This window comes from Flavobacterium humidisoli (genome assembly GCF_023272795.1).
Lineage (GTDB): Bacteria > Bacteroidota > Bacteroidia > Flavobacteriales > Flavobacteriaceae > Flavobacterium > Flavobacterium humidisoli.
Genome location: NZ_CP096829.1, coordinates 5,324,501 through 5,345,844, shown reverse-complemented (window position 1 = coordinate 5,345,844; position 21,344 = coordinate 5,324,501). Strand labels below are relative to the sequence as shown.

Annotated in this window: 12 protein-coding genes; 7 read left to right on the top strand and 5 right to left on the bottom strand. The window is 35.2% G+C overall.

The genetic code is table 11. From position 1 onward, the window contains the following. Positions 1-48 precede the first annotated feature (48 nt). From M0M44_RS22465 to M0M44_RS22445, 5 genes are all read right to left on the bottom strand, one after another. Positions 49-1,557, bottom strand: a complete 1,509-nt coding sequence (locus M0M44_RS22465) for a sodium:solute symporter (RefSeq protein ID WP_248727733.1) — start codon at positions 1,555-1,557, stop codon at positions 49-51. 168 nt (positions 1,558-1,725) lie between these two features. After that, a complete protein-coding gene (gene murQ / locus M0M44_RS22460) occupies positions 1,726-2,553 on the bottom strand; it encodes an N-acetylmuramic acid 6-phosphate etherase (RefSeq protein WP_248727732.1) in 828 nt (275 codons plus the stop codon). A 124-nt stretch (positions 2,554-2,677) separates the two neighbouring features. Next, positions 2,678-3,880 (bottom strand): exo-beta-N-acetylmuramidase NamZ family protein, encoded by a 1,203-nt coding sequence (locus tag M0M44_RS22455; RefSeq protein ID WP_248727731.1) that lies wholly within the window; start codon positions 3,878-3,880, stop codon positions 2,678-2,680. 256 nt (positions 3,881-4,136) lie between these two features. Continuing rightward, positions 4,137-5,870 carry a RagB/SusD family nutrient uptake outer membrane protein gene (locus M0M44_RS22450; protein ID WP_248727730.1) on the bottom strand — a complete coding sequence of 578 codons (1,734 nt, stop codon included), beginning with the start codon at positions 5,868-5,870 and terminating at the stop codon, positions 4,137-4,139. 25 nt (positions 5,871-5,895) lie between these two features. Further along, positions 5,896-9,183, bottom strand: a complete 3,288-nt coding sequence (locus tag M0M44_RS22445) for a SusC/RagA family TonB-linked outer membrane protein (RefSeq protein WP_248727729.1) — start codon at positions 9,181-9,183, stop codon at positions 5,896-5,898. A 250-nt stretch (positions 9,184-9,433) separates the two neighbouring features. Here M0M44_RS22445 and M0M44_RS22440 point away from each other — a divergent pair, with 250 nt between their 5' ends. From M0M44_RS22440 to M0M44_RS22410, 7 genes are all read left to right on the top strand, one after another. Then, the gene (locus tag M0M44_RS22440) at positions 9,434-10,183 is read left to right on the top strand and encodes a DeoR/GlpR family DNA-binding transcription regulator (protein ID WP_248727728.1); all 750 of its coding nucleotides are present in this window, start codon (positions 9,434-9,436) and stop codon (positions 10,181-10,183) included. A gap of 326 nt (positions 10,184-10,509) precedes the next feature. Beyond that, entirely contained in the window at positions 10,510-13,425 is a 2,916-nt protein-coding gene (locus M0M44_RS22435) for an FAD-binding and (Fe-S)-binding domain-containing protein (RefSeq protein WP_248727727.1), read from the top strand. 55 nt (positions 13,426-13,480) lie between these two features. Then, on the top strand, positions 13,481-14,296 hold the full coding sequence (locus M0M44_RS22430) for an alpha/beta hydrolase (protein ID WP_248727726.1): 816 nt from the start codon (positions 13,481-13,483) through the stop codon (positions 14,294-14,296). 358 nt (positions 14,297-14,654) lie between these two features. After that, the gene (locus M0M44_RS22425; RefSeq protein WP_248727725.1) at positions 14,655-16,136 is read left to right on the top strand and encodes a glycoside hydrolase family 10-like protein; all 1,482 of its coding nucleotides are present in this window, start codon (positions 14,655-14,657) and stop codon (positions 16,134-16,136) included. Positions 16,137-16,149: 13 nt separating this feature from the next. Beyond that, positions 16,150-18,651, top strand: coding sequence for a beta-N-acetylhexosaminidase (locus M0M44_RS22420; protein ID WP_248727724.1), 2,502 nt, complete (start codon positions 16,150-16,152; stop codon positions 18,649-18,651). A gap of 3 nt (positions 18,652-18,654) precedes the next feature. Further along, a complete protein-coding gene (locus M0M44_RS22415; RefSeq protein WP_248727723.1) occupies positions 18,655-19,965 on the top strand; it encodes a serine hydrolase domain-containing protein in 1,311 nt (436 codons plus the stop codon). Positions 19,966-20,147: 182 nt separating this feature from the next. After that, entirely contained in the window at positions 20,148-21,287 is a 1,140-nt protein-coding gene (locus tag M0M44_RS22410) for an exo-beta-N-acetylmuramidase NamZ family protein (RefSeq protein ID WP_248727722.1), read from the top strand. The last annotated feature ends 57 nt before the right edge of the window (positions 21,288-21,344 follow it).

Below are 21,344 nucleotides of genomic sequence, written 5' to 3'. Positions count from 1 at the left end.
ATCAAATAATAAATTTTTAATCGATTAGTAAATTTTGGATAGGCTGAATTAGAAACTTATTTCTTTCTCACTGCGTGAACTCGTAATAAATAATCCTAAATAAGTAATTAATCCGTTTAGTATAATTAGTTCGTTATCAAAAACATATCCTGCAAATAAAACTTTAGAATATTCATTGATAAAATAGGTAAATAATGGAGATAGTAAACAGATAAACGGAACCAGTTTGTCATTTACATGTCGTGATTTTTGGAATAAACCAAAAGCATACAATCCTAATAACGGACCGTAAGTATAAGAAGCAACCTTAAAGATCATTCCGACCACCGAACTGTCATTGATCGAATTGAAAATAATAATGATGAAAAAGACTAAAATAGAGAAACTAATATGAACTAAATGTCTAATTCTTACTGTGTTTTTTTTATGGCTGTTTTCTGCTTTATCCATGCCTAAGAAGTCTACACAGAAAGAAGTCGTTAAGGCTGTTAGGGCAGAATCTGTGGTTGCAAAAGTGGCGGCAATAATTCCCAATAAAAATACGATGGCAGGAACAAGTGCTAAATGATTTAAAGCAATTTCAGGGAAAAGTAAATCGGTTCTTGGTTTGCCCGTAATTAAATCGGTAGGAACTGCAATTCCGTTTTTATTGGCATAGATGTATAAAAGCGCTCCAACACTCAAAAAGAAAATATTAATGACAACAAATATTCCCGTAAAAGTGAACATGTTTTTTTGTGCTTCGCCAATGTTTTTACAGCTCAAGTTTTTTTGCATTAAATCTTGATCAAGTCCTGTCATGGCAATGGTTACGAACATTCCGCCAAGAATTTGTTTTACAAAATGGAATTTACTTCCCATAAAATCATCAAAGAAAAAGATCTTAGAATAGTTACTGTTTTTTACTTCTTCAAAAGCGCTAATGGCACTTAAATCCATACGGTCGCAAATGAAATAGATAGTAAGAAAAACAGAAGTTACAAGGAAAAATGTTTGTAAAGTATCGGTAATAATAATTGTTTTTAATCCGCCTCTATACGTATAAGAGAAAATAAGAAGTAGTGAAATTAAAACCGTAAATGCAAAAGGAACATGATAAAAATCGAAAACAAAACGCTGTAAAACGATTACCACCAAATACAATCTGAAAGCAGAACTTATCGTTCGGCTGATCAAGAAAATAGAAGCAGCTGTTTTATAACTGAAAAATCCCATTCTTTGCTCAATATATCCATAAATCGATGTCAGATTCATTCGATAATATAAAGGCAGCAATAATTTGGTAATGACAATAAATCCAAGTGCGTTTCCTAAAACAAACTGAAAATATTTAAATTGTTCACCGCTTGGTGCGCCAACTTCTCCGGGAACAGAAATAAAGGTTACTCCAGAAAGTGCTGTTCCGATCATACCGAAAGCAACTAAATACCATTTTGAATTTTTATTGGCTGTAAAAAAGGCTTCATTTCCGCTGTCTTTTCTGCTGACTCTGTGCGAGATGTAGAATAATGTTCCGAAATAAATGATGATAAGAAGAAGGATGGTACTTGGTGTCATTTTATAGTTTTGGTGATTTTTGGTTTTTTAAAATAATTCAGATCAGAAATTTTTTAATTGACCTAACAGATTTTACTCTGTCAGGTCGTTGTTAAAAACTCCAAAAAATGAATTTATTCAGCTTTTGAATTTGTATAAATCTATAAAAAGATTTTGATAGTGTGGTTTTTAGTTTTCCTGATTTTTGTTGTGAGCTAGGAGAACGGCTCTAACGCTTTTATGCGTGTGCAATAATTCTTCGGCTGCATCATATTCAATGCCAAGTTCTTCCATAATCATTTTGATACCGCGTTTTACGAGTTTTTCGTTAGACAGCTGCATGTCGACCATTTTGTTGCCTTTTACTTTTCCTAATTTGATCATTACCGAAGTAGAAATCATATTTAGAGTTAGTTTCTGTGCTGTTCCTGCTTTCATTCTGGTGCTTCCGGTTAAGAACTCAGGGCCTACAATTAATTCAATCGGATAATCGGCTTCTTGAGCGATAAGTCCGTTGCTGATGCAAGAAATACTTCCAGTTTTAATATTGTGTTCTTTCGCTTTTTTAAGTGCCCCTAAAACGTAAGGTGTATTGCCAGAAGCAGCGATTCCGATAATCATATCCAAACTTGAAATTTCGAATTTTGCCAAATCTTTCCATGCTTGTTCAGTATCGTCCTCAGCATTTTCTACCGCTTTTCTGATGGCAGTGTCTCCACCTGCAATAATTCCGATAATCATATCATGAGGCACGCCAAAAGTTGGTGGACATTCAGATGCATCTAAAATTCCGATTCTCCCAGAAGTTCCGGCTCCTATATAAAATAATCTCCCGCCCAGCTGCATTTTTTTAACAATAGCCTTAACCAGTTTTTCTATTTTAGGAATCTGTTCTTCAATAATATGCGGAACTTTTTTGTCTTCTGTATTAATGTTTGTAAGAAGTTCTTTCACGCTCATTTGATCCAAGTCTTTGTACAAAGATTCTTGTTCAGTTTCAGGATTTTTATTTTTCATTTTTCTTTTTTTTTGATTTTTGAAACCAAAATTTTTAGAATTTCAGGTTTCACTATTTTACATTAATAGTTTCTATTTTATTTAAAAATAGAAGATTGGAAAGGGGGGAGTGAATTAAAAAATATTATTTATAAATAAGGTATTTTGTTCGCATTTTTTTGAAAGCTTCTAAGTCTTTCTGCCAAGTCTTTCTTATCTGAGCTTCAGAAACACCGCTTTCAATTTGCTGCTGCAGTTTTTTTGTTCCGGCTAGTTTGGTAAAAAATCCGTTAAAGAATTTTGTTTTATCGCTGGTATTCTGATACGCTTTAATAAGCCATTTCAATTCTAATTGTTTCAATTTTGGATAAGCCGTCAAATCTTCTCCAAAACATTCTTTTCCATTGTATAAAGGATCTTTAGCGCCAAAATTTGGCTTCGGGGTAAAACTGAAATTGGTTTTACTTAAAAATGGAGAACCATAGATTTGAAATTGTTTTTCAGTTCCACGTCCCATGCTTACGTTTGTTCCTTCAAAAAGACATAAACTTGCATATAAATTTATAGACTGGTCATTTGGCAAATTCGGAGACGGTTTTACCAATAAACTGTATGGCATTGTTCTGCTGTAATCTACACACGGAATCACGGTTAGTTTACATTGAGCGCCATCTTTGAGCCATTTTTCTCCATTGACCATTTGTGCATATTCACCAATTGTCATTCCGTGCAAAAGCGGAATAGGGTGCATACCAACAAAACTGGTAAATTCTTTTTCTAAAAGCGGTCCGTCAACAATAGAACCATTTGGATTTGGACGATCAAAAACAATAAGCTGAATATTGTTTTCTGCACAAGCTTCCATTACATAATGCAAAGAAGAAATGTAGGTGTAAAATCTTGCTCCAACATCTTGCAAGTCAAAAATCATAACATCTATTCCAGATAACTGTGCTGTTTTTGGTTTTTTGTTGTCGCCATAAAGCGAAATTATCGGAAGTCCTGTTTTAGGATCCTTTCCGTCAACAATATGTTCGCCGGCATCGGCTGTTCCTCTAAATCCGTGCTCGGGAGCAAAGATAGTCTGAACAGCAATTTTTTTCTCCAATAGAAAATCAACCACATGTGTTTTATCAGATAAAATTCCAGTCTGGTTGGTTACAATTCCAACTTTTTTATCTTTTAAAAGTGGTAAATATTTTTCGTAATTGTCTGCACCTGTTTTTATAACAGCGTTATTGATTTCTGCTGTAATAACGTTTTTATTTGGCTGAATGTTTGCCGAATAGGACGGGGTATAAAACAGAAATGCTGTAATAAAAGCACTTTTTGCTATAAATTTTATCATTTTAATACAGTTATTAGTTAGAGACAAAATGGACTAATAAAATTAAGATTTTATCGGAGTATATGAATGTTTTAGGCAGATTTGGGGAATCTAAAAACTAACAAGATATAACCTGTATGAATCAGGATTAATTTTTTTATTTGGCCTTTTTATCGGTCACAATGTGTTTGAAAAGAGTATTTAAAAGACTGCCTCCGAAAAGTCTCACGTCGGAGGCAGTTTAATTAGATGCTGTTTTTTCAGTTTTTAACGAAAATTACCAGCCTGGATTTTGTTTTAAATCGATACCTTGAGCTTTGTACAAATCAATGTCATTCGTTGGAATGTTCATTAAATAATGCTTAGGTTCGAAAGTCCTTGTGCTTACAGGATAGATTTTTACATATCCGTTAGCGTCTACAACAGTTTGAGAACCAACAGGAGAACCAATTCTAGCACCAAGATTTACATCAGGGTTTTTGTTAGTGTCTAAGTAATCTCCTTTTTTCCAACGGTAAATATCAGCCTGTCTTAAAGTTGTCCAGCTCATGAACTCAATTTGACGCTCACGACGAACTTCCCAGATTAACGGATTTACTACTCCAGTTAATTGCTCTAAAGAAGAAGTTCTTCTTGGGTCATTAATTTGAACGCCATTTGCAGAAGCATTTGTTCCATCTGTTGTTAGAGGAGCAATTCCAGCACGTGCACGAACTTTATTGATTGATAGATCAAGATCACTGTTGGTTGCTGTTCCTAACTCAGCGCAAGCTTCGGCATAATTTAAATATACTTCGCTTAAAGTAAATAATGGAGCATCTGTATAATTACGTCCACCAGTTGTTACATCTGGGCCTGTTGTAGCAGGGTTGTTGTACAACTCAAATACATATCCAGACATAGAAACCAAAGCAGTTGTACCAAAAGGTTTTCCTTTGTAACCGTAGTTAGCAGGATTTACCGTTTTACCAAAACGTGGATCTCTATTAGCAAATGTTTTTGCTGGAGTATCGTCACCGGTGTACTGGCTGTTTCCAGCTTGCTGAATAGGCAATCCGTTTGTAGTTACATAACTGTCAGCGGCCCATTTTGTTAAACCATACTGAATCGTTGAAGTATTTGTATAGTTTTGAAGAGAATGCATTAATACGTTTGTCAAGTAACGTTTTGCCAATATCACTTCAGTATTTCCAAGTAATTCAACTGAATTGTAAAGTCCTTTCCAATCTGCATTTAATTTGTAGCTTGGATTATTCATGATCATTAATGAAGCTGCTTTTGCCTTGTTCAAATAAGCACTTCCATCTTGTCCTAAATGATATTTTCTGTATGTGCCTTCATAAAGACAAGCATTGCTTAAAGCAGCGTAAGCCGTGTATTTATTTGCCGTAACGTTTTTATCATCGTTAACCAACATTAAATCTGCAGCTTCTTGTAATTCTGCAATTACTTTGTCCATAATTTCGGCTCTTGGTTTTGCAGGCGCATACACTTCTGCGTCACCTTGAGCTAAATATTGATCAGTATAGGGCACATCACCAAATTTTTGCACTAAACGGAAATAGGTGTAAGCTCTAAAAAATTTAGCAACTCCAATATAGTGGTTCTTTTTTTCAGTAGACATGCTTACTGCTGGTATTTTTTCAAGCATTAGATTACAACGGCGGATAAGCGTGTAGTATTCATTCCATGAATAAAGATTCGTAGTTGCAGCTGTAACTGGCATTTGATAGAAAGTAAAGGCAGACAAGTTATCATCTACTCTGTAATCACTTCCATGATAGTAGAAGAAAGAAAGTCCGATTGTTGTTCCGTTTCCATAACCATAAAAAGTATCATAATTAAGCCATGAAAAGGTTTTTACGTTATCTTCTGACTGCCAAAAGTTATCGTTTGTAAATTTATCTGCTGGATCATCAGTAAGATAATCTGAACAGCTAACTGCGCTTCCTGCAAGTAAAGCAGTAGCAAACATTAGCAGAAACTTAGATTTTATATTATATTTTTTCATTGTAAGAGTTTTGAATAGTTAGAGATTAGAAAGAGATATCAACACCAACTGACCATGTTTTTGTGTAAGGATAAGCTCTTCCCCAGAAAACTTCTGTTTCGTCGATTTCAGGATCTACAGGAAGACGTTTGTCTGCCCAAGTCGCAATATTTTCGCCAGAAGTATATAATCTTACTTTTTCTAATCCTGCTTTTTTCACAAGAGCTACTGGCAAATTATATCCGATAGTAAAGTTTTTTAGACGGAAATAAGACATGTCTAACAAATATCTTGTCGAAGTAACAAAGTTGTTCTGACCTTGAGTACCTGACCCAAAAGTATTTGCTTCGTTACCATAGTATGGATTTGGGAAATAAGCATCTGTATTTTCTGGAGTCCAGTAATCTGCTTGGTTGGCATACATTTGCTGAGGCGCACGGAAGAAAGGCAATACAGCATCTGAAGCAGCCCAGTAATCACGTTTTCCAACACCTTGGAAGAAAGTAGAAATATCAAATCCGCGGAATTTACCACCTAATGTGATACCGTATCTGTAACGAGGCGTAGAGTTACCAATTTTTTTCAAATCTCCATGATCATCAGCAGTTCCAGCTCCACGAGTAATAGCTCCGTCACCATCTACATCTACATAATGAACGTCTCCAGCTCCATATTTAAAGTTTCCACCCATTGTTTTAGAGTAGTCAACGCCATTTACTGTTTTTCCGTTGTTGGTAATCACGTCATCAGCCTGAAGAAGTCTGTCCGCAGTTAATCCCCAGATTTGACCGATTTCGAAACCATCATAGTAAGGTTTAGTGTCAGTTGTTACTAAAGCTAATAATTTAGATGAGTTGTTCCATTTTGTAATAACCGATTTAGAATCAGATAAAGCAAGATCAACAAAAACAGAAGCAGTTTCGCTTAAGTTTTTATTAAAGTTTAATGAAAGCTCCCAGCCTTTAGTTCTCATATTTCCTGAGTTCGTCTGAGCAGAAGTCTGTCCAAATGAACCTGGAAGTGTTATACTTGGAGCAAGCATTCCTTTTGTATCACGTTGGTACCAGTCAAAAGAAGCACCAAGCATATCAAATATTTTAACATCGATACCCACATCTTTGGTCATTACTTTTTCCCAAGTTAAGGCAGGATCTACGTTAGTTGGTAAATTTGTAGAAGGTGGGAGAGTAGCACCACTGTTAATCCAAGAAGGATTTTTAGCTGTCATAATTGATAAGAAAGCATTGTTTCCAACATTTTGGTTTCCAATTGATCCGATAGAACCACGCAATTTAAGATCGTTTAACCATCCGCGAGTTCCTTCCATAAATTTCTCGTTCACAATTTTGTATCCTACAGAAGCAGAAGGGAAGAATCCCCATTGTTCGTTAGTTGGAAATCTTGATGAACCATCATAACGAGCATTAAGCTCTACTAAATAAATTCCGTTGTAATCATAATTCACACGTCCAAAGAAACCTGCAATAGAGTATTCTGTTACCGTTGGATTTAAATCTGTGTTTGCAGCTCCAGAAACAAATTGTTCCCCTACTGCAAGATTAAATTCTGGTTTTGATTTGTCTAAAAGGGTATTTCTTCTCGCATAGTTACGCGATAAATTTTGCCATTCTGAGTTGAAACCAGCTAAGAATTTGAAATTATGTTTGTCAAATTGTTTTTTATAGTTACCATAAATGTTTACCACATTTGTAGTCGACTCCTGTTTTGATTGTCCCACAAAATCGTTTCCTGTTTCAAGAGTTGCAGGAGTAGCAGTTTGAATTGTAGTAGCATCATATGGCATTGCAGACCAGCTGTCCCATGCTAAGAATTTACCACCATTTTGTTTTCTGTTATAATAATCGTTTACGCTGCTTATCTCAGTGATAAGGTTTAAATCTTTTGTAATGTCTGCTGTAAATCTAGCGCTTAACCTTGTATTGCGTTTGTTGTTTTCGTTTCTAGAAGCATTAGATAGATATCCTCCAGCTGTACGGAAATTGTATCCTCTGTAAGTTCCAAAATTCGGGAAATATTGCCCCCAACGAAGCGCATAACCAAAGTAACCTCCGTAACCTGTGTCATCAGTTCCAGAACCTCCATAATAGTTAAATGGCTGATCGTAAGAACTGTTGATTGTCATTACTTTGAAATCTCCAGTAAGCCAATCTGCTAATTTTGTTGTAAAACCTAAATTGATGTTGATTCTTTGTCTTTTTTCCTGATTTACTCTTAACATACCATCTTGGTTAGTAAGTCCGAACGAAGCAAAGAATGAACTTTTATCTCCTAAGTTTCCTTGAGCAGAAATATTGTGTGTAGTTTGTAACGCATTGCTGGCATACAATTCTTTATTAGCATCCCAAACTCTGTAAAAATAAGGAACCCCATTTTTTATTTCCCAATCTTCTCCATAAACCATTTCATTACTCGTACGATTGTTTGCGTATTTTTGTTTCCAATTTTTAATTCCGTCTAACAAAATGCTATAGTTCTGGCCAAAAATCTCTGGAGTAGAACCATCCGTTCTTGTCCCTGCAGCAATTAATCCTGGAATTTCTTCTGTTGGATCTAAGAATTTAAGTGTAGAAATTGGATTTGTAAAAGCAGTGTTTGCAGAATAAGAAAATCTCACTTTTCCTTCGCCTGTTTTTCCGCTTTTTGTAGTAATAAGAACAACACCAAACGCAGCACGAGCACCATAAATAGATGCAGAAGCAGCATCTTTAAGTACAGACATCGTTGCGATATCATTTGGGTTAATTAATGATAAATCTGTAGGAACACCGTCTACTAATATTAAAGGATCGTCTGAACCATTAATTGTACCCGCTCCACGAATGTTTATTTTTGCGGCACGGTTAATATTTCCTGAGTTAAAATTAATGTTTACACCCGGAGTAGTACCTTGTAAAGCTTTACTAACATCGGTTAAAGGTCTGCTTCCAATTGTTTTAGCAACATCAATATTGGCAACAGCTCCTGTTAAGTTCGTTTTTTTCTGAGAAGCAAAACCTACAACAACAACTTCGTCTAATTTCGAAGTGCTTTCTATAAGACCAACATTTATTTTCTGTTGGCTTTCCACTTTAATTAATTGGGTTTCATAACCCATGTAACTAAAGCTTAGCGTTCGTCCCGGTGCTACAGAAATGCTGTAGTTTCCATCGAAGTCAGTAGTTGTGCCATTATTTGTTCCTTGAATAATGACGCTGACTCCTGGAATTGGAATTCCGTCTGTTTTGCTTTTTACTGTTCCAGTAACTGTTTTTGCTTGTCCAAATGCTGCTTGAATGCACAAAAACAACACTGAAATAAAGAGTAACTTTTTCATGATTAATCTGGTTTTTTATGGTTGTTGTTGAGCAAATATATTTATTTATTGCATATAAATGCATTATTTTGAACTTTTTTTCGAAAAATAATTTAAAAAACGCAAAATAACGCAGATTTTAATAAAAAATAATTATTGATTTTGTTTTTAAAATCTTACTAATGCATTATTTTGCAGTTTTTAGGCTCTTTTCTGATATGGAATGAAATATTTGATATATTTGTGATGAATTTTAACTTTTATAAAAAAAATGCTGAAAGCCGAGAGACATAAATACATAATGACTAAACTTATTGAAGACCAAAAAGTTGTTACAACAGATTTAGCTTTGGCTCTCGATTTGTCTGAAGACACCATTAGAAGAGATTTGAACGAATTGGATAGCAGAAAGCTGTTAGAGAAAGTATATGGAGGTGCTGTTCAAGTTAAAGAAAAACCTGCAAATGTTTTTGATATTGCCATAACTGCAGAAGAACAGAAAAAGCAAATCGTGATAAAGGCATTATCTCTTCTTCATGACGATCAGGTTATTATAATGAGTGGAGGAAGCACTAATTTAGTTTTTGCAAAGTTAATTCCCGCCGATTTGAAAGCTACAATATATACTTATAGTTTACCAATAGCCATGCAGTTGTCTCAACATCCTAATATTGACTTGATTTTTATTGGCGGAAAAATGCAGAAAAACGCAATGGTTACGATAGGTATGGATGTGATTCAGGTAGTTTCTAAAATTAAAGCTGATATTTGTTTTATCGGTGCCAGCAGTATTAATATCAAACAAGGCCTTACAGAAGTAGGTTATGAAATTTCAATTGTAAAAAAAGCAATGATAGAAGCTTCTGATAGAGTGGTTTCCATGTTTGCTTCAAATAAATTAAATACCAAAATGCCTCATGGTGTTTGCGATCTTACGCAATTGGATACTATTGTGACAGAATTAGATCCAGAAGATGAAAAATTAGATGAATATAGAAAATCTGGTGTATTTATCTTATAACTTACTATTTGTTTAATGTAATTTTGCGTTTTGTTGCGTTATTTTAATTTTATTATGTTAAAAAACGCAAAATAATGTATTTGTATGCTTTTTGTATCTATATTTGTTAAAACTAATTTATTAGTCAGATATATTTATGAAAAAAATCCTTCTGTGCTTACTATTTCTCAGGTGTATGTAAAAGAAGTTCAAGCTTCTAGATAGGAACTTTAATAAATATTGAATTCTAATAAGATTTAGAATGTTTTGTTTTTGCCCAATAACTTTTTAGTGCAGTGCAGAAATAAATGTTTATTAAAGAACCAAAAGCAACAGAACCAAATTAAATGTCCGATTCTCTCCAACTACAAGAATTAGAAACTTCACTAGAAGGAACTCTTTTTTATGATGACCTTCATAAAAAAATATACGCAACAGATGCTTCTGCCTATAGAATAATGCCTCTTGCGGTGGCGATTCCAAAATCAGAAAATGATATTGTTAATATTATTCGTTTTGCTTCAAAAAACAAAATATCAATAACGCCAAGAACAGCAGGAACATCTTTGGCAGGACAGACAATAGGAAGCGGAATTATTGTAGATGTCTCTAAACATTTTAATAAAATTGTTTCTTTTGATCCTAAAAAGAAAACCATAACCGTTCAGCCCGGAGTAATTCGCGATGAACTGAATTTATATCTAAAACCCCACGGGCTCTTTTTTGCACCAACTACATCGACTACCAATAGATGTATGATTGGTGGAATGGTCGGAAATAATTCGTCAGGGACAACTTCAATTCGCTATGGCGTTACCAGAGATAAAATAGTTGAAATAAAAGCCGTTTTAAGCGACGGAACTACTGCAGTATTTAAAGATTTAACCTCTGAAGAATTTATCGAGAAAACAAAAGGCGATTCTTTAGAAAGCAATATTTATAAAACGATTTACGAAGAACTTTCGAGCAAAGAAAATCAGGAAGAAATCTTAAGAGAATTTCCAAAACCAGAAATTCACAGACGAAATACGGGTTATGCGATTGACGTTTTACTGAAATCGAAACTTTTTTCGGGAACAGAAGACACCATCAATTTAGGAAAATTGCTTTGCGGAAGTGAAGGAACTTTGGCATTTACAACAGAGATAACGTTAAAAGTAGACGATCTGCCACCAACCAATACTATTATGGTTGTGGCACATTTTCATACCATTCAGGAAAGTTTGGAAGCAGTTGTTACAGCAATGAAACATCATCTATACACTTGCGAAATGATGGATGATACGATATTAGATTGTACCAAAACCAACAGAGAACAAGCCAAAAATAGATTTTTTATTGTAGGTGAACCAAAAGCAGTGATTATGCTCGAAGTTGGATCGCACATTAGCATGGAAGATGCCGAAATGCAGGCTGATGCGCTAATTAAAGATTTGGAAAACAATGGTTTCGGGTATGCCTTGCCCAAAATTTATGGCGCAGATATTGATAAAGTAAATGACGTAAGAAAAGCAGGCCTTGGACTTTTAGGAAGTATTGTGGGAGATGATAAAGCTGCCGATTCTATTGAAGATACCGCTGTAGAATTGAGCGATCTTCCCAATTATATTGCCGATTTTGCCGCAATGATGGAAAGACACGGACAAAGTGCGATTTATTACGCGCATGCTGGAGCGGGAGAACTGCATTTGCGTCCGAAGATAAATTTAAAAACAAAAGAAGGATTACATCAGTTTCGAAATTTATCTACCGAAGTAGCCCATTTGGTAAAAAAATATAGAGGTTCGTTAAGTGGTGAACATGGCGACGGAATTTTACGCGGAGAGTTTCTGCCGTTTATGATTGGCGATAAAAATTACGAACTGCTAAAACGAGTAAAAAAAGCATTTGATCCCAACACGATTTTGAACGTTGGAAAAATCGTAAATGCTTCTAAAATGGATGAAAATCTTCGTTTCGAAGCGGGAAGGATTGAACCTGAGATAAAAACGATTCAAGACTTCTCCGATAGTTTAGGCGTTTTGCGTGCTGCCGAAAAATGCAACGGTTCGGGCGATTGCCGAAAAATGCCATCGGCAGGTGGCACTTTATGTCCAAGTTATCGTGCCACCAGAAACGAAAAAGATACTACGCGTGCACGTGCCAATGCTTTAAGAGAATATCTGACGAATTCGGAAAAAGAAAATAAATTCGATCACGAAGAATTGTATAAGGTTTTTGAATTGTGTGTAAGTTGTAAAGCTTGTGCCAGCGAATGCCCGAGTAATGTTGATGTGGCGACTTTAAAAGCAGAGTTTTTATACCAATATCAAAAAGCAAATGGTTTTTCTTTTCGAAATAAAATCTTTGCTTTCAATTCCAAATTGAATGAACTAGGAAGTATTGCGCCATCAGTTACCAACTGGGCTTCTAATCTTTCATTCATTAAAAAACGTATGGGAATTGCACCTGAAAGACAAGTGCCGTTATTGGCTCCAAAGACGTTTAGAAAATGGTATGAAAAGGAAAAAAAGCGTAATACAGACATGTCTTTTGAGAATGGAAGTGTCTATCTTTTTTGTGATGAATTTACCAATTATTACGATGTTTCAGTCGGAATCGATGCCTACGAACTGTTAACCAGATTAGGTTACAGAGTAATTGTAATTGATCATGAAGAAAGCGGAAGAGCCTTTATCTCAAAAGGATTTTTAGAAGAAGCGCAGGAAATTGCGAACAAAAATGTCAATACTTTTAAAAATATAATTTCTGAAAACACGCCTTTAGTCGGAATAGAACCTTCGGCAATATTGACTTTCAGAGACGAATATATCCGATTGGCTGCAGATAAGGAAAGTGCGGAGAAATTAGCCAAAAATACTTTTACGGTCGAGGAGTTTTTCAAAAGAGAAATTGGAAACGGAAAAATTCACGCAGATCAATTTTCTGAAAAAGAGAAAAATATCAAAATACATGGGCATTGCCATCAAAAATCATTGAGTAGCGTAGAAGCTTCTTTTGCGATGTTGAATATCCCAAAAAATAATACCGTTACGATTTATAATTCGGGCTGCTGTGGAATGGCGGGTTCATTTGGTTATGAAAAAGAACATTACGAAATCAGTATGAAGATGGGGGAAGATACGCTGTTTCCGAAAATTAGGGCAACAGAGCCATCAACAGAAATTGCAGCCGCAGGAACCAGCTGCCGCCATCAGATTTTTGATGGAACGAGCAGAAAAGCCATGCATCCCGTAACTATTTTAAAAGATTGTTTGAAGTAATTTTTTGTATTTTCCCAGTGCTTTTCAAAAATATTATTTTATAAAAACATCAATTATGAAAAAAACAATTTACACTTTCTTTCTTCTTTTTATAGCCTTTGCAGTTCACGCGGCGAAGGTTGACACTTTGCAAGTTTTTAGTCCTTCGATGCAGAAGAACATTAAAACTTGTGTAGTAGTTCCGGATAATTATAAAAAGAGCAAGAAAGCATTTCCAGTTGTTTATCTGCTTCATGGCTATAGCGGAAACTATGCTTCATGGGCAAGAGATTTTAAAGAACTAGGAAAACAAGTAGATCAATACGGATTTATAGTGGTTGGTGTAGATGGAAATTATTCAAGCTGGTATTTTGACAGTCCGATAGATCCGAGTTTTAAGTATGAAACTTACGTTGTAAAAGAACTGGTTCCGTTTATTGACAAACAATACAAAACAATTGCAGGCCGCAAAGCAAGAGCCATTTCAGGTTTGAGCATGGGCGGACACGGTGCTTTGTATTTATCATTTAGACATCAAGATGTTTTTGGTGCTGCGGGAAGCATGAGCGGAGGGGTAGATTTTCGCCCGTTTCCTGAAAATTGGGATATTAAAAAACGATTAGGCCCAATTACAGAATTCCCAGAAAACTGGAATCAGAATACGGTTACCAATATGTTAGACTTGGTAAAAGACAACAAATTAAAACTGATTATTGACTGCGGAGTTGATGATTTCTTTATGAAAGTAAACAGAGAACTTCATGCAAAAATGCTGGATCTAAAAATAAATCACGATTATATAGAACGCCCAGGCGAACATAATCTGAAATACTGGGAGAATTCTTTAAAATATCAGCTACTGTTTTTTTACAATTATTTCAATACTATCTAAAAAACACAGTAAACGTTAAGTGTATTGCCATTTTATTTATGGCAATATATAAATTTTGGTTGGTTATCCTAACAGGTTTTCAAAACCTGTTAGGTATTTTTTAGCCAATCTAACTAGATTTTTTTTTCGTCACGAATAGTACAAAATTTCCGCGAATTAAATCTGCTCAATCTGCGAGCGAAAATAGCCGTCGAAGATTAGAAAAATAAAACTTTGCGCCTCTTCGCCTTTGCGAGATTAATAAAATGAAAAGAAACTTTTGCGAACATAGCGTAAACCACTACTCCCAATAGCCATTGGGATTTCGGTTAAACTTTTCTGCCAACAATATTATACTAACTACCTAAAATAATAATTTATGAAAAGCCTAAAAATTATGATTTTGGTATTGCTGATCCAGACCAAAATTTTCAGTCAGCAATCTCCAAAAAGAGAAATGCGTGCAGCTTGGATTTCTACTGTAGAAAACATCGACTGGCCGTCTAAACCAGGATTATCAGATAAAGAAATGAAGAACGAAATGATTGCCATTCTGGATAATCTACGTTCTTATAACATGAATACTGTAATTTTTCAAATTCGTCCAACTGCCGATGCGTATTACAAATCGACAAAAGAACCTGCATCGCATTGGATAACCGGAACTCAGGGTGTTGCACCAGGTTTTGATCCATTGCAGATGATGATTGATGAAGCAGGAAAACGCGGAATGAACGTACACGTTTGGCTTAATCCATATCGTGTTCAGAAAGATACGGTAAGAGATGTGCTTTCAAAAAATCATTTATATTTTAAAAGACCAGATCTTTTCTTGACGTACGGAAAAACAAGATATTTTAATCCAGGCTTAAAAGAAACGAGAGATTTTGTGGCTTCTGTCGTAGGCGAAATTGTTCGTAAATACGATATTCAGGCAGTGCATATGGATGATTATTTTTATCCCTATAAAATTGCTGGACAGGAATTTCCAGATGATAAAGCATTTGCTAAAGAACCGCGTCAGTTTAAAGACAAAGACGATTGGAGAAGAGATAATGTCGATTTAATCATCAAACAAATTAGAGATACTATTATTGCCAATAAACCAGAAGTCGAATTCGGAATTTCGCCTTTTGGAGTATGGAGAAATATTGCCAAAGATTCGCAAGGTTCTAATACCGCTGCCGGAGCGACCAATTATGATGATTTGTATGCGAATATCTTAAAATGGCAAAAAGAGAACTGGATCGATTACGTAACACCTCAAATCTACTGGCATATTGGTTTTGACCGCGCCAATTTTGAAGTTCTGGCTAAATGGTGGGCAGAACACAAATATGGAGCAAATGTTTACGTTGGACACGGCGATTATAAAATTTCGAATACTGCTAAAGAACCAGAGTGGAGAAGTCCTGATCAAATTGTAAAACAGATTGAGATGATTCGCAAAATGCCTTTAATTGACGGTTCCATGCATTTTACAGCTTCTACTTTTCTGAAAAAAGGAGATACGCTAAGAAAACCTCTTGTTGAAAAAGAATATAAATACATCGCTTTAACTCCAGAAGCCAATAGAATTGTCAGATTAAAACCAGAACCGCCAACAAATGCAGTGATTGCCAAAAAAGGCGACAAAGCCGTTTTAACTTGGAAAGCCGCATTTAATGATAAAAAATATGTCATTTACAGATTTCCAAAAGGAAAAATTACCGATTTCTCAAATCCTTCGACTATTTATTATGTGACAACGGCTCTAAAACTAGAAGTACCAAATGCCGATTTGGAAAACTATGTTTATGCGCTTACCGCTTTGAGTCAGACCCAGACAGAAAGCAGTCCGATTGAATTTTCAACAAAATAAAATATAAAAAGAGATGAGAAAAAGTATTCTTCTATTAGCCCTATTTCTAAGCTCGCTTAGTTTTGTACAAGCCCAAAAATTAGATATAATTCCAAAACCTGTTTCGGTGCAACAAAGCGCTGGACAATTTGTTTTTCCTTCGCCATTAAAAATAGTCGTAGATAAAAAACTAAAAAACAGTGCCGATTATATCACGACAGGTATTTCAAAAAGTAGTGGCATTAATCCAATTGTTTCTATTGGAAAAAAACATGGAAAAAATAATATTTCATTTCTAGTAGATAAGAAGCTAAATCTTCCAGATGAAGGGTATCAATTAGAAATAAACGAAAAAGGAATTTTTGTAAAAGGAAAAACGGATAAAGGAGTTTTAAACGGATTTCAGACTTTACTGCAAATTTGTTCTGCAAAAGAAGTTAAAAAAGGTGCGGTTCCTTATGTGAAAATTGAAGATTATCCTCGTTTTGATTGGCGCGGCATGATGCTAGATTGTTCAAGGCAATTTTTCGACAAACAAACCGTAAAAAATTATATTGATTGGCTCGCTGCACATAAAATGAATGTTTTTCATTGGCATTTAACTGATGATAACGGCTGGAGAATCGAAATCAAATCATTACCAGATTTAACTTTGAAAGGTGCTTGGAGAGGTCCAGGCGAAGTTTTGCTGCCTTCTTACGGTTCGGGAGACAAACGTTATGGAGGTTTTTACACGCAAGAAGATATTAAAGAAGTGGTAGCTTATGCGGCAGATCGTGGTATTTCGGTTATGCCAGAAATTGAAATTCCGGGGCATTCGCGTGCTGTAACGGCTTCTTATCCAGAAGTGGGCTGTGCCATAACGCAAGAACTTAAAAGTGTTCAGGGAGAAGTAAAAAATGTTTGGTGTGTGGGGCGCGAAGAAAATTATGACCTTCTGGATTCAATTATCAGAGAAGTTTCTGGATTGTTTCCTTTTGAATATATTCATATTGCGGGAGACGAAGTCAATCGTGCCAATTGGGAACATTGCCCAAAATGTCAAGCCTTGATGGCAAAAGAAGGATTTACAGACAGTTTTCAGCTTCAGAATTATTTCTTTAGAAGGGTTCAAACCATTGTAGACAAATACCATAAAAAAACAGATGGATGGAACGAAATTCTAAAAGGCGGAGAAATCAATCCAAATACGCTTATTTCTGCTTGGCAGGGCATTAGCTACGGAATTGAATCTGCAAAAAAAGGGTATAAAACCATCATGATGCCAGGACAATTTACGTATTATGATATGGCACAATCTGAGACAGAACGCGGTCATAGATGGGCTGCAATTACGGATACAAAAAGAGCGTATTCGTTTGAACCAATTCCAGATGCTGATTTAACACCAGAAGAACAAAAAAATATAATTGGAGTGCAAGGCGCTTTATGGAGCGAATATCTGGATCGTCCGGCAAGAATCATGGAATATCAGAGTTATCCAAGAATCAGTGCTTTATCTGAAATTGGATGGTCTAAAAAAGAAGATAAAAACTGGGATGATTTTTATGGAAGATTAACCAACAGCCATTTGCAAAGATTGGCCAATATGGGAATTGCTTTCAGGGATTTTCCTCCAACAGCAATTTATAAAAACAGAATTATTACTGTAACACCTCCTTATGATAATGCCATTGTTCGTTATGACAAAGATGGAAATGAGCCAACAAGACAATCTCCTTTGTATACTGGACCAATTCAGACCAAAGATTACGAGCGTTATATGTTTAGAGTATTTTTTAATGAATACTCGGCCAGTCCAGCTGTAAAGGCTGAAAAACTGCCTGTTGCCAATTGGAATACTTCAAAAGCAGAAGTTTTGACTATTTCAGAAAATATCTCGGAACATGTTGATAAAAAAGGCATCTGGTATCTGACTTTTAATCCGACAGATGATGGAACAAATGGAGTAATCAGAAATGTTTCACTTTTTGAAAATGATAAATTAGTGCAGACTTATGGAGATGAAAAAGCTCTAAAATCAAAACCTCGTTTGCGATTTTTGATTGAAAATTACAACGAAAAAAATACGTATCGATTAGATTTTACGGTTGAAAATAAAGAAGAGAAAAAGTCGGCTGCAAATGTAAAATTCAATTGTTCGCCTTATCTGGAGCCAGAAGTGAAAGTGACTTCGTCTATGGCAGAAAATCCGAAGTTTCCAATTTCGAATTTAGAAGATTATAATGAAGAATCGTATTTACGTACCGACGTTGCTTGTAAAGACGGTGACTGGATTTTGTATACCTTTACTAATCCTGTAATGTCTTCTAAAATAGATGTTTTAACTGGAATTCCGCATCATCCAAGATTTATCATTAATAATGGTTTTGTAGAGTTTTCATACAACGGAACAGATTTTATAAAAGGCGATAATTTTGATTACGGAAATGCATCGATTTATCCGAAACAACCTGTAAAAGCTGTTCGAATTAAAATTACAGGAACCAATAATGAGCCTTTGATGGCAGGTCAGGACTTAAAAATTAATCCGTAAATCATGAAAAAGATAACATTCAGTATTATCATTATTTCTTTTGTTTTTTTGGGAATGAGTTTCCGTTCTTCTAAAAAAATAAATATTGACGGCGATACTAAAGAAAATGAAAAATACATTGATTCGATGATGGCCAATGCGCTTGAAAAAGGCTTTTTTCCGGGAGCGCAAATCATTGTAGGAACAGGAGATTTTAACTTGATTTCTAAAAATTATGGTTATCATGATTATACTAAAAAGCAATTAGTAAAATCAGAAGATGTTTTTGATTTGGCTTCGATGTCTAAAGTTTTAGGGGCAACACTGGTAACGATGCGTTTGGCTGGTGATGGAAAAATTAAATTGACAGATCAAGTTGGTCAAATTGTTCCGATGTACAAAAACACAGCCATTTCCAATTTAACGCTTTTTGAATTGTTGACACATACTTCGGGATTAACGCCGAGTATTACTTTTTATCAAGCATTGCTTTCTACACCAGATAATTCGCCTTTGTTGAGCAATCAAAAATCAGAGCAATATCCTGAGCCTTTTGATAATATGTTTGTCAACAAAAACATCGTTTACGATTCAAAATATCTTTCTTTTCAGTCAAAAGAAAACTGGGTTCAGATATATAAAAACATGTGGCTCAATCCAGAATTTTATCCATCAGTTTATGAAAGGATCGCGACGGCTAATACCAATCCAAGAGGGAAATATTTGTACAGCGATTTAAATCTTCTTTTGGTAAAGCAAATGATTGAAACGAAAACAGTAAAAAAACTAGATCAGCTCACAAATGAAATTTATACCGAATTAGGCATTTCAAAAATCGGGTATAATCCGTTAAAATGGACTTCTATAGAAAACGTAATGCCAACTGAAGTAGATAATTTTTTCAGAAAAGATACGATTAAAGGTTATGTGCACGATGAAGCAGCCGCAATTTTTGGAGGAGTTTCTGGAAATGCTGGTTTGTTTGCCAATGCAGAATCGATTGCCGTTATCTGCAAAATGTTAATGAATAATGGGAATTATAAAGGAAAACAGATTCTAAAAGCCAAAGTCGTAAAAGAGTTTACCGATTCTCCACTCGCAAAGGAGGGAATTTACCGTGGTTTAGGTTTTGACAAAAGAAAACCAGACGAGTTTTTTACAAAAGACGATTTTGGACATACGGGTTTTACAGGAACATTTTTCTTTATGAATAGAAATACCAACCGATTTTTAATTATTCTGACGAATCGCGTAAATCCAACCCGAACAAACAGATTAATGTACAAAGACGATTTTAGTGCTAAAATCTGGAAGCAAATTAATAAGGTTTATTAGTCACGAATTCACGAATTTTTGGTTTATATAATGCTTTTATTCGCCATTACTCGAGCGATAGCAAATAGAAAAAGTAATTCACAAATTATTTATAATGATTGCCGTAATTCAGCGCGTAATTTTTCACACAGATTAGAGAAAATAATTCGTGAATTCGTGGCAGAAAAAAATAAAAAATCATCATGAAAAATATAATAATCTGCATACTAATTTCGGCAGTGTCATTTGCACAGCAAATCAAAACAGGAGCTGAAAACTCTGCAAAATACCTTCCTTTGCTGAAAGGCAAAACCGTCGGTATCGTTACCAATCAGACAGGAATTATCACTAAAGAAAAACATCTAGTTGATTTTTTAGTAGAACAAAAAGTAAAAATCAAAACGATTTTTGCACCAGAACATGGTTTTAGAGGAACTGCCGATGCAGGCGAACATGTATCGGACGAAATCGATTCTAAAACAGGTTTGTCGATTGTTTCGCTTTACGGAAAAAACAATAAACCAACACCAGAGCAATTAAAAGGAATCGATATTATGATTTTTGATTTGCAGGATGTTGGAACACGATTATATACGTACGTTTCTACAATGCACCGTATTATGGAAGCCTGCGCTGAGAACAATGTTCCACTGATTGTACTGGATCGTCCCAATCCGAATATCGCGATTGTCGATGGTCCAGTTTTGGATATTGCTTTTAAAAGCGGTATCGGAATGCATCCAACGCCGTTGCTTCACGGAATGACTCTGGGCGAAGAAGCTAAAATGATCAACGGACAAAAATGGCTGAAAGACGGAATTCAATGTAAATTGACCGTAATTCCATGTTTAAATTATACTAGAAAAAGCACGTATAGCCTGCCAGTACGGCCTTCGCCAAATTTACCAAACGATCAAGCTATAAATTTGTACGTAAGTTTATGTCTTTTTGAAGGAACCAATGTGAGCATGGGACGCGGAACCGAAAAGCAGTTTCAAATTTATGGATCACCATATCTGCCAAAAAGTAATTTCGCCTTTACTCCAAAACCTAATTTTGGAGATAAAGATCCATTGTACAATGGTATGGAATGCAATGGAGAAGATTTATCTTCAATTCCGAGAGTAAATAGATTAGAAATAAAATGGCTTATTAAAGCGTATCAGACTACAGCTGATAAATCGAAGTTTTTCGACAAAAGAAAATTTGCGATTCGTGCAGGAAATGAAAAACTGCAGCAGCAAATTGAAGCCGGAATTTCGGAAGAAGAAATTAGAAACAGCTGGAAAGAAGGTTTGGCAGCATTTAAAAAAATACGTGGTAAATATCTGATTTATAAGTAATATCTCTCGATTTTGCTTAGATTTTAGCAAAATAGATCATTTATTCATCCGGACTAG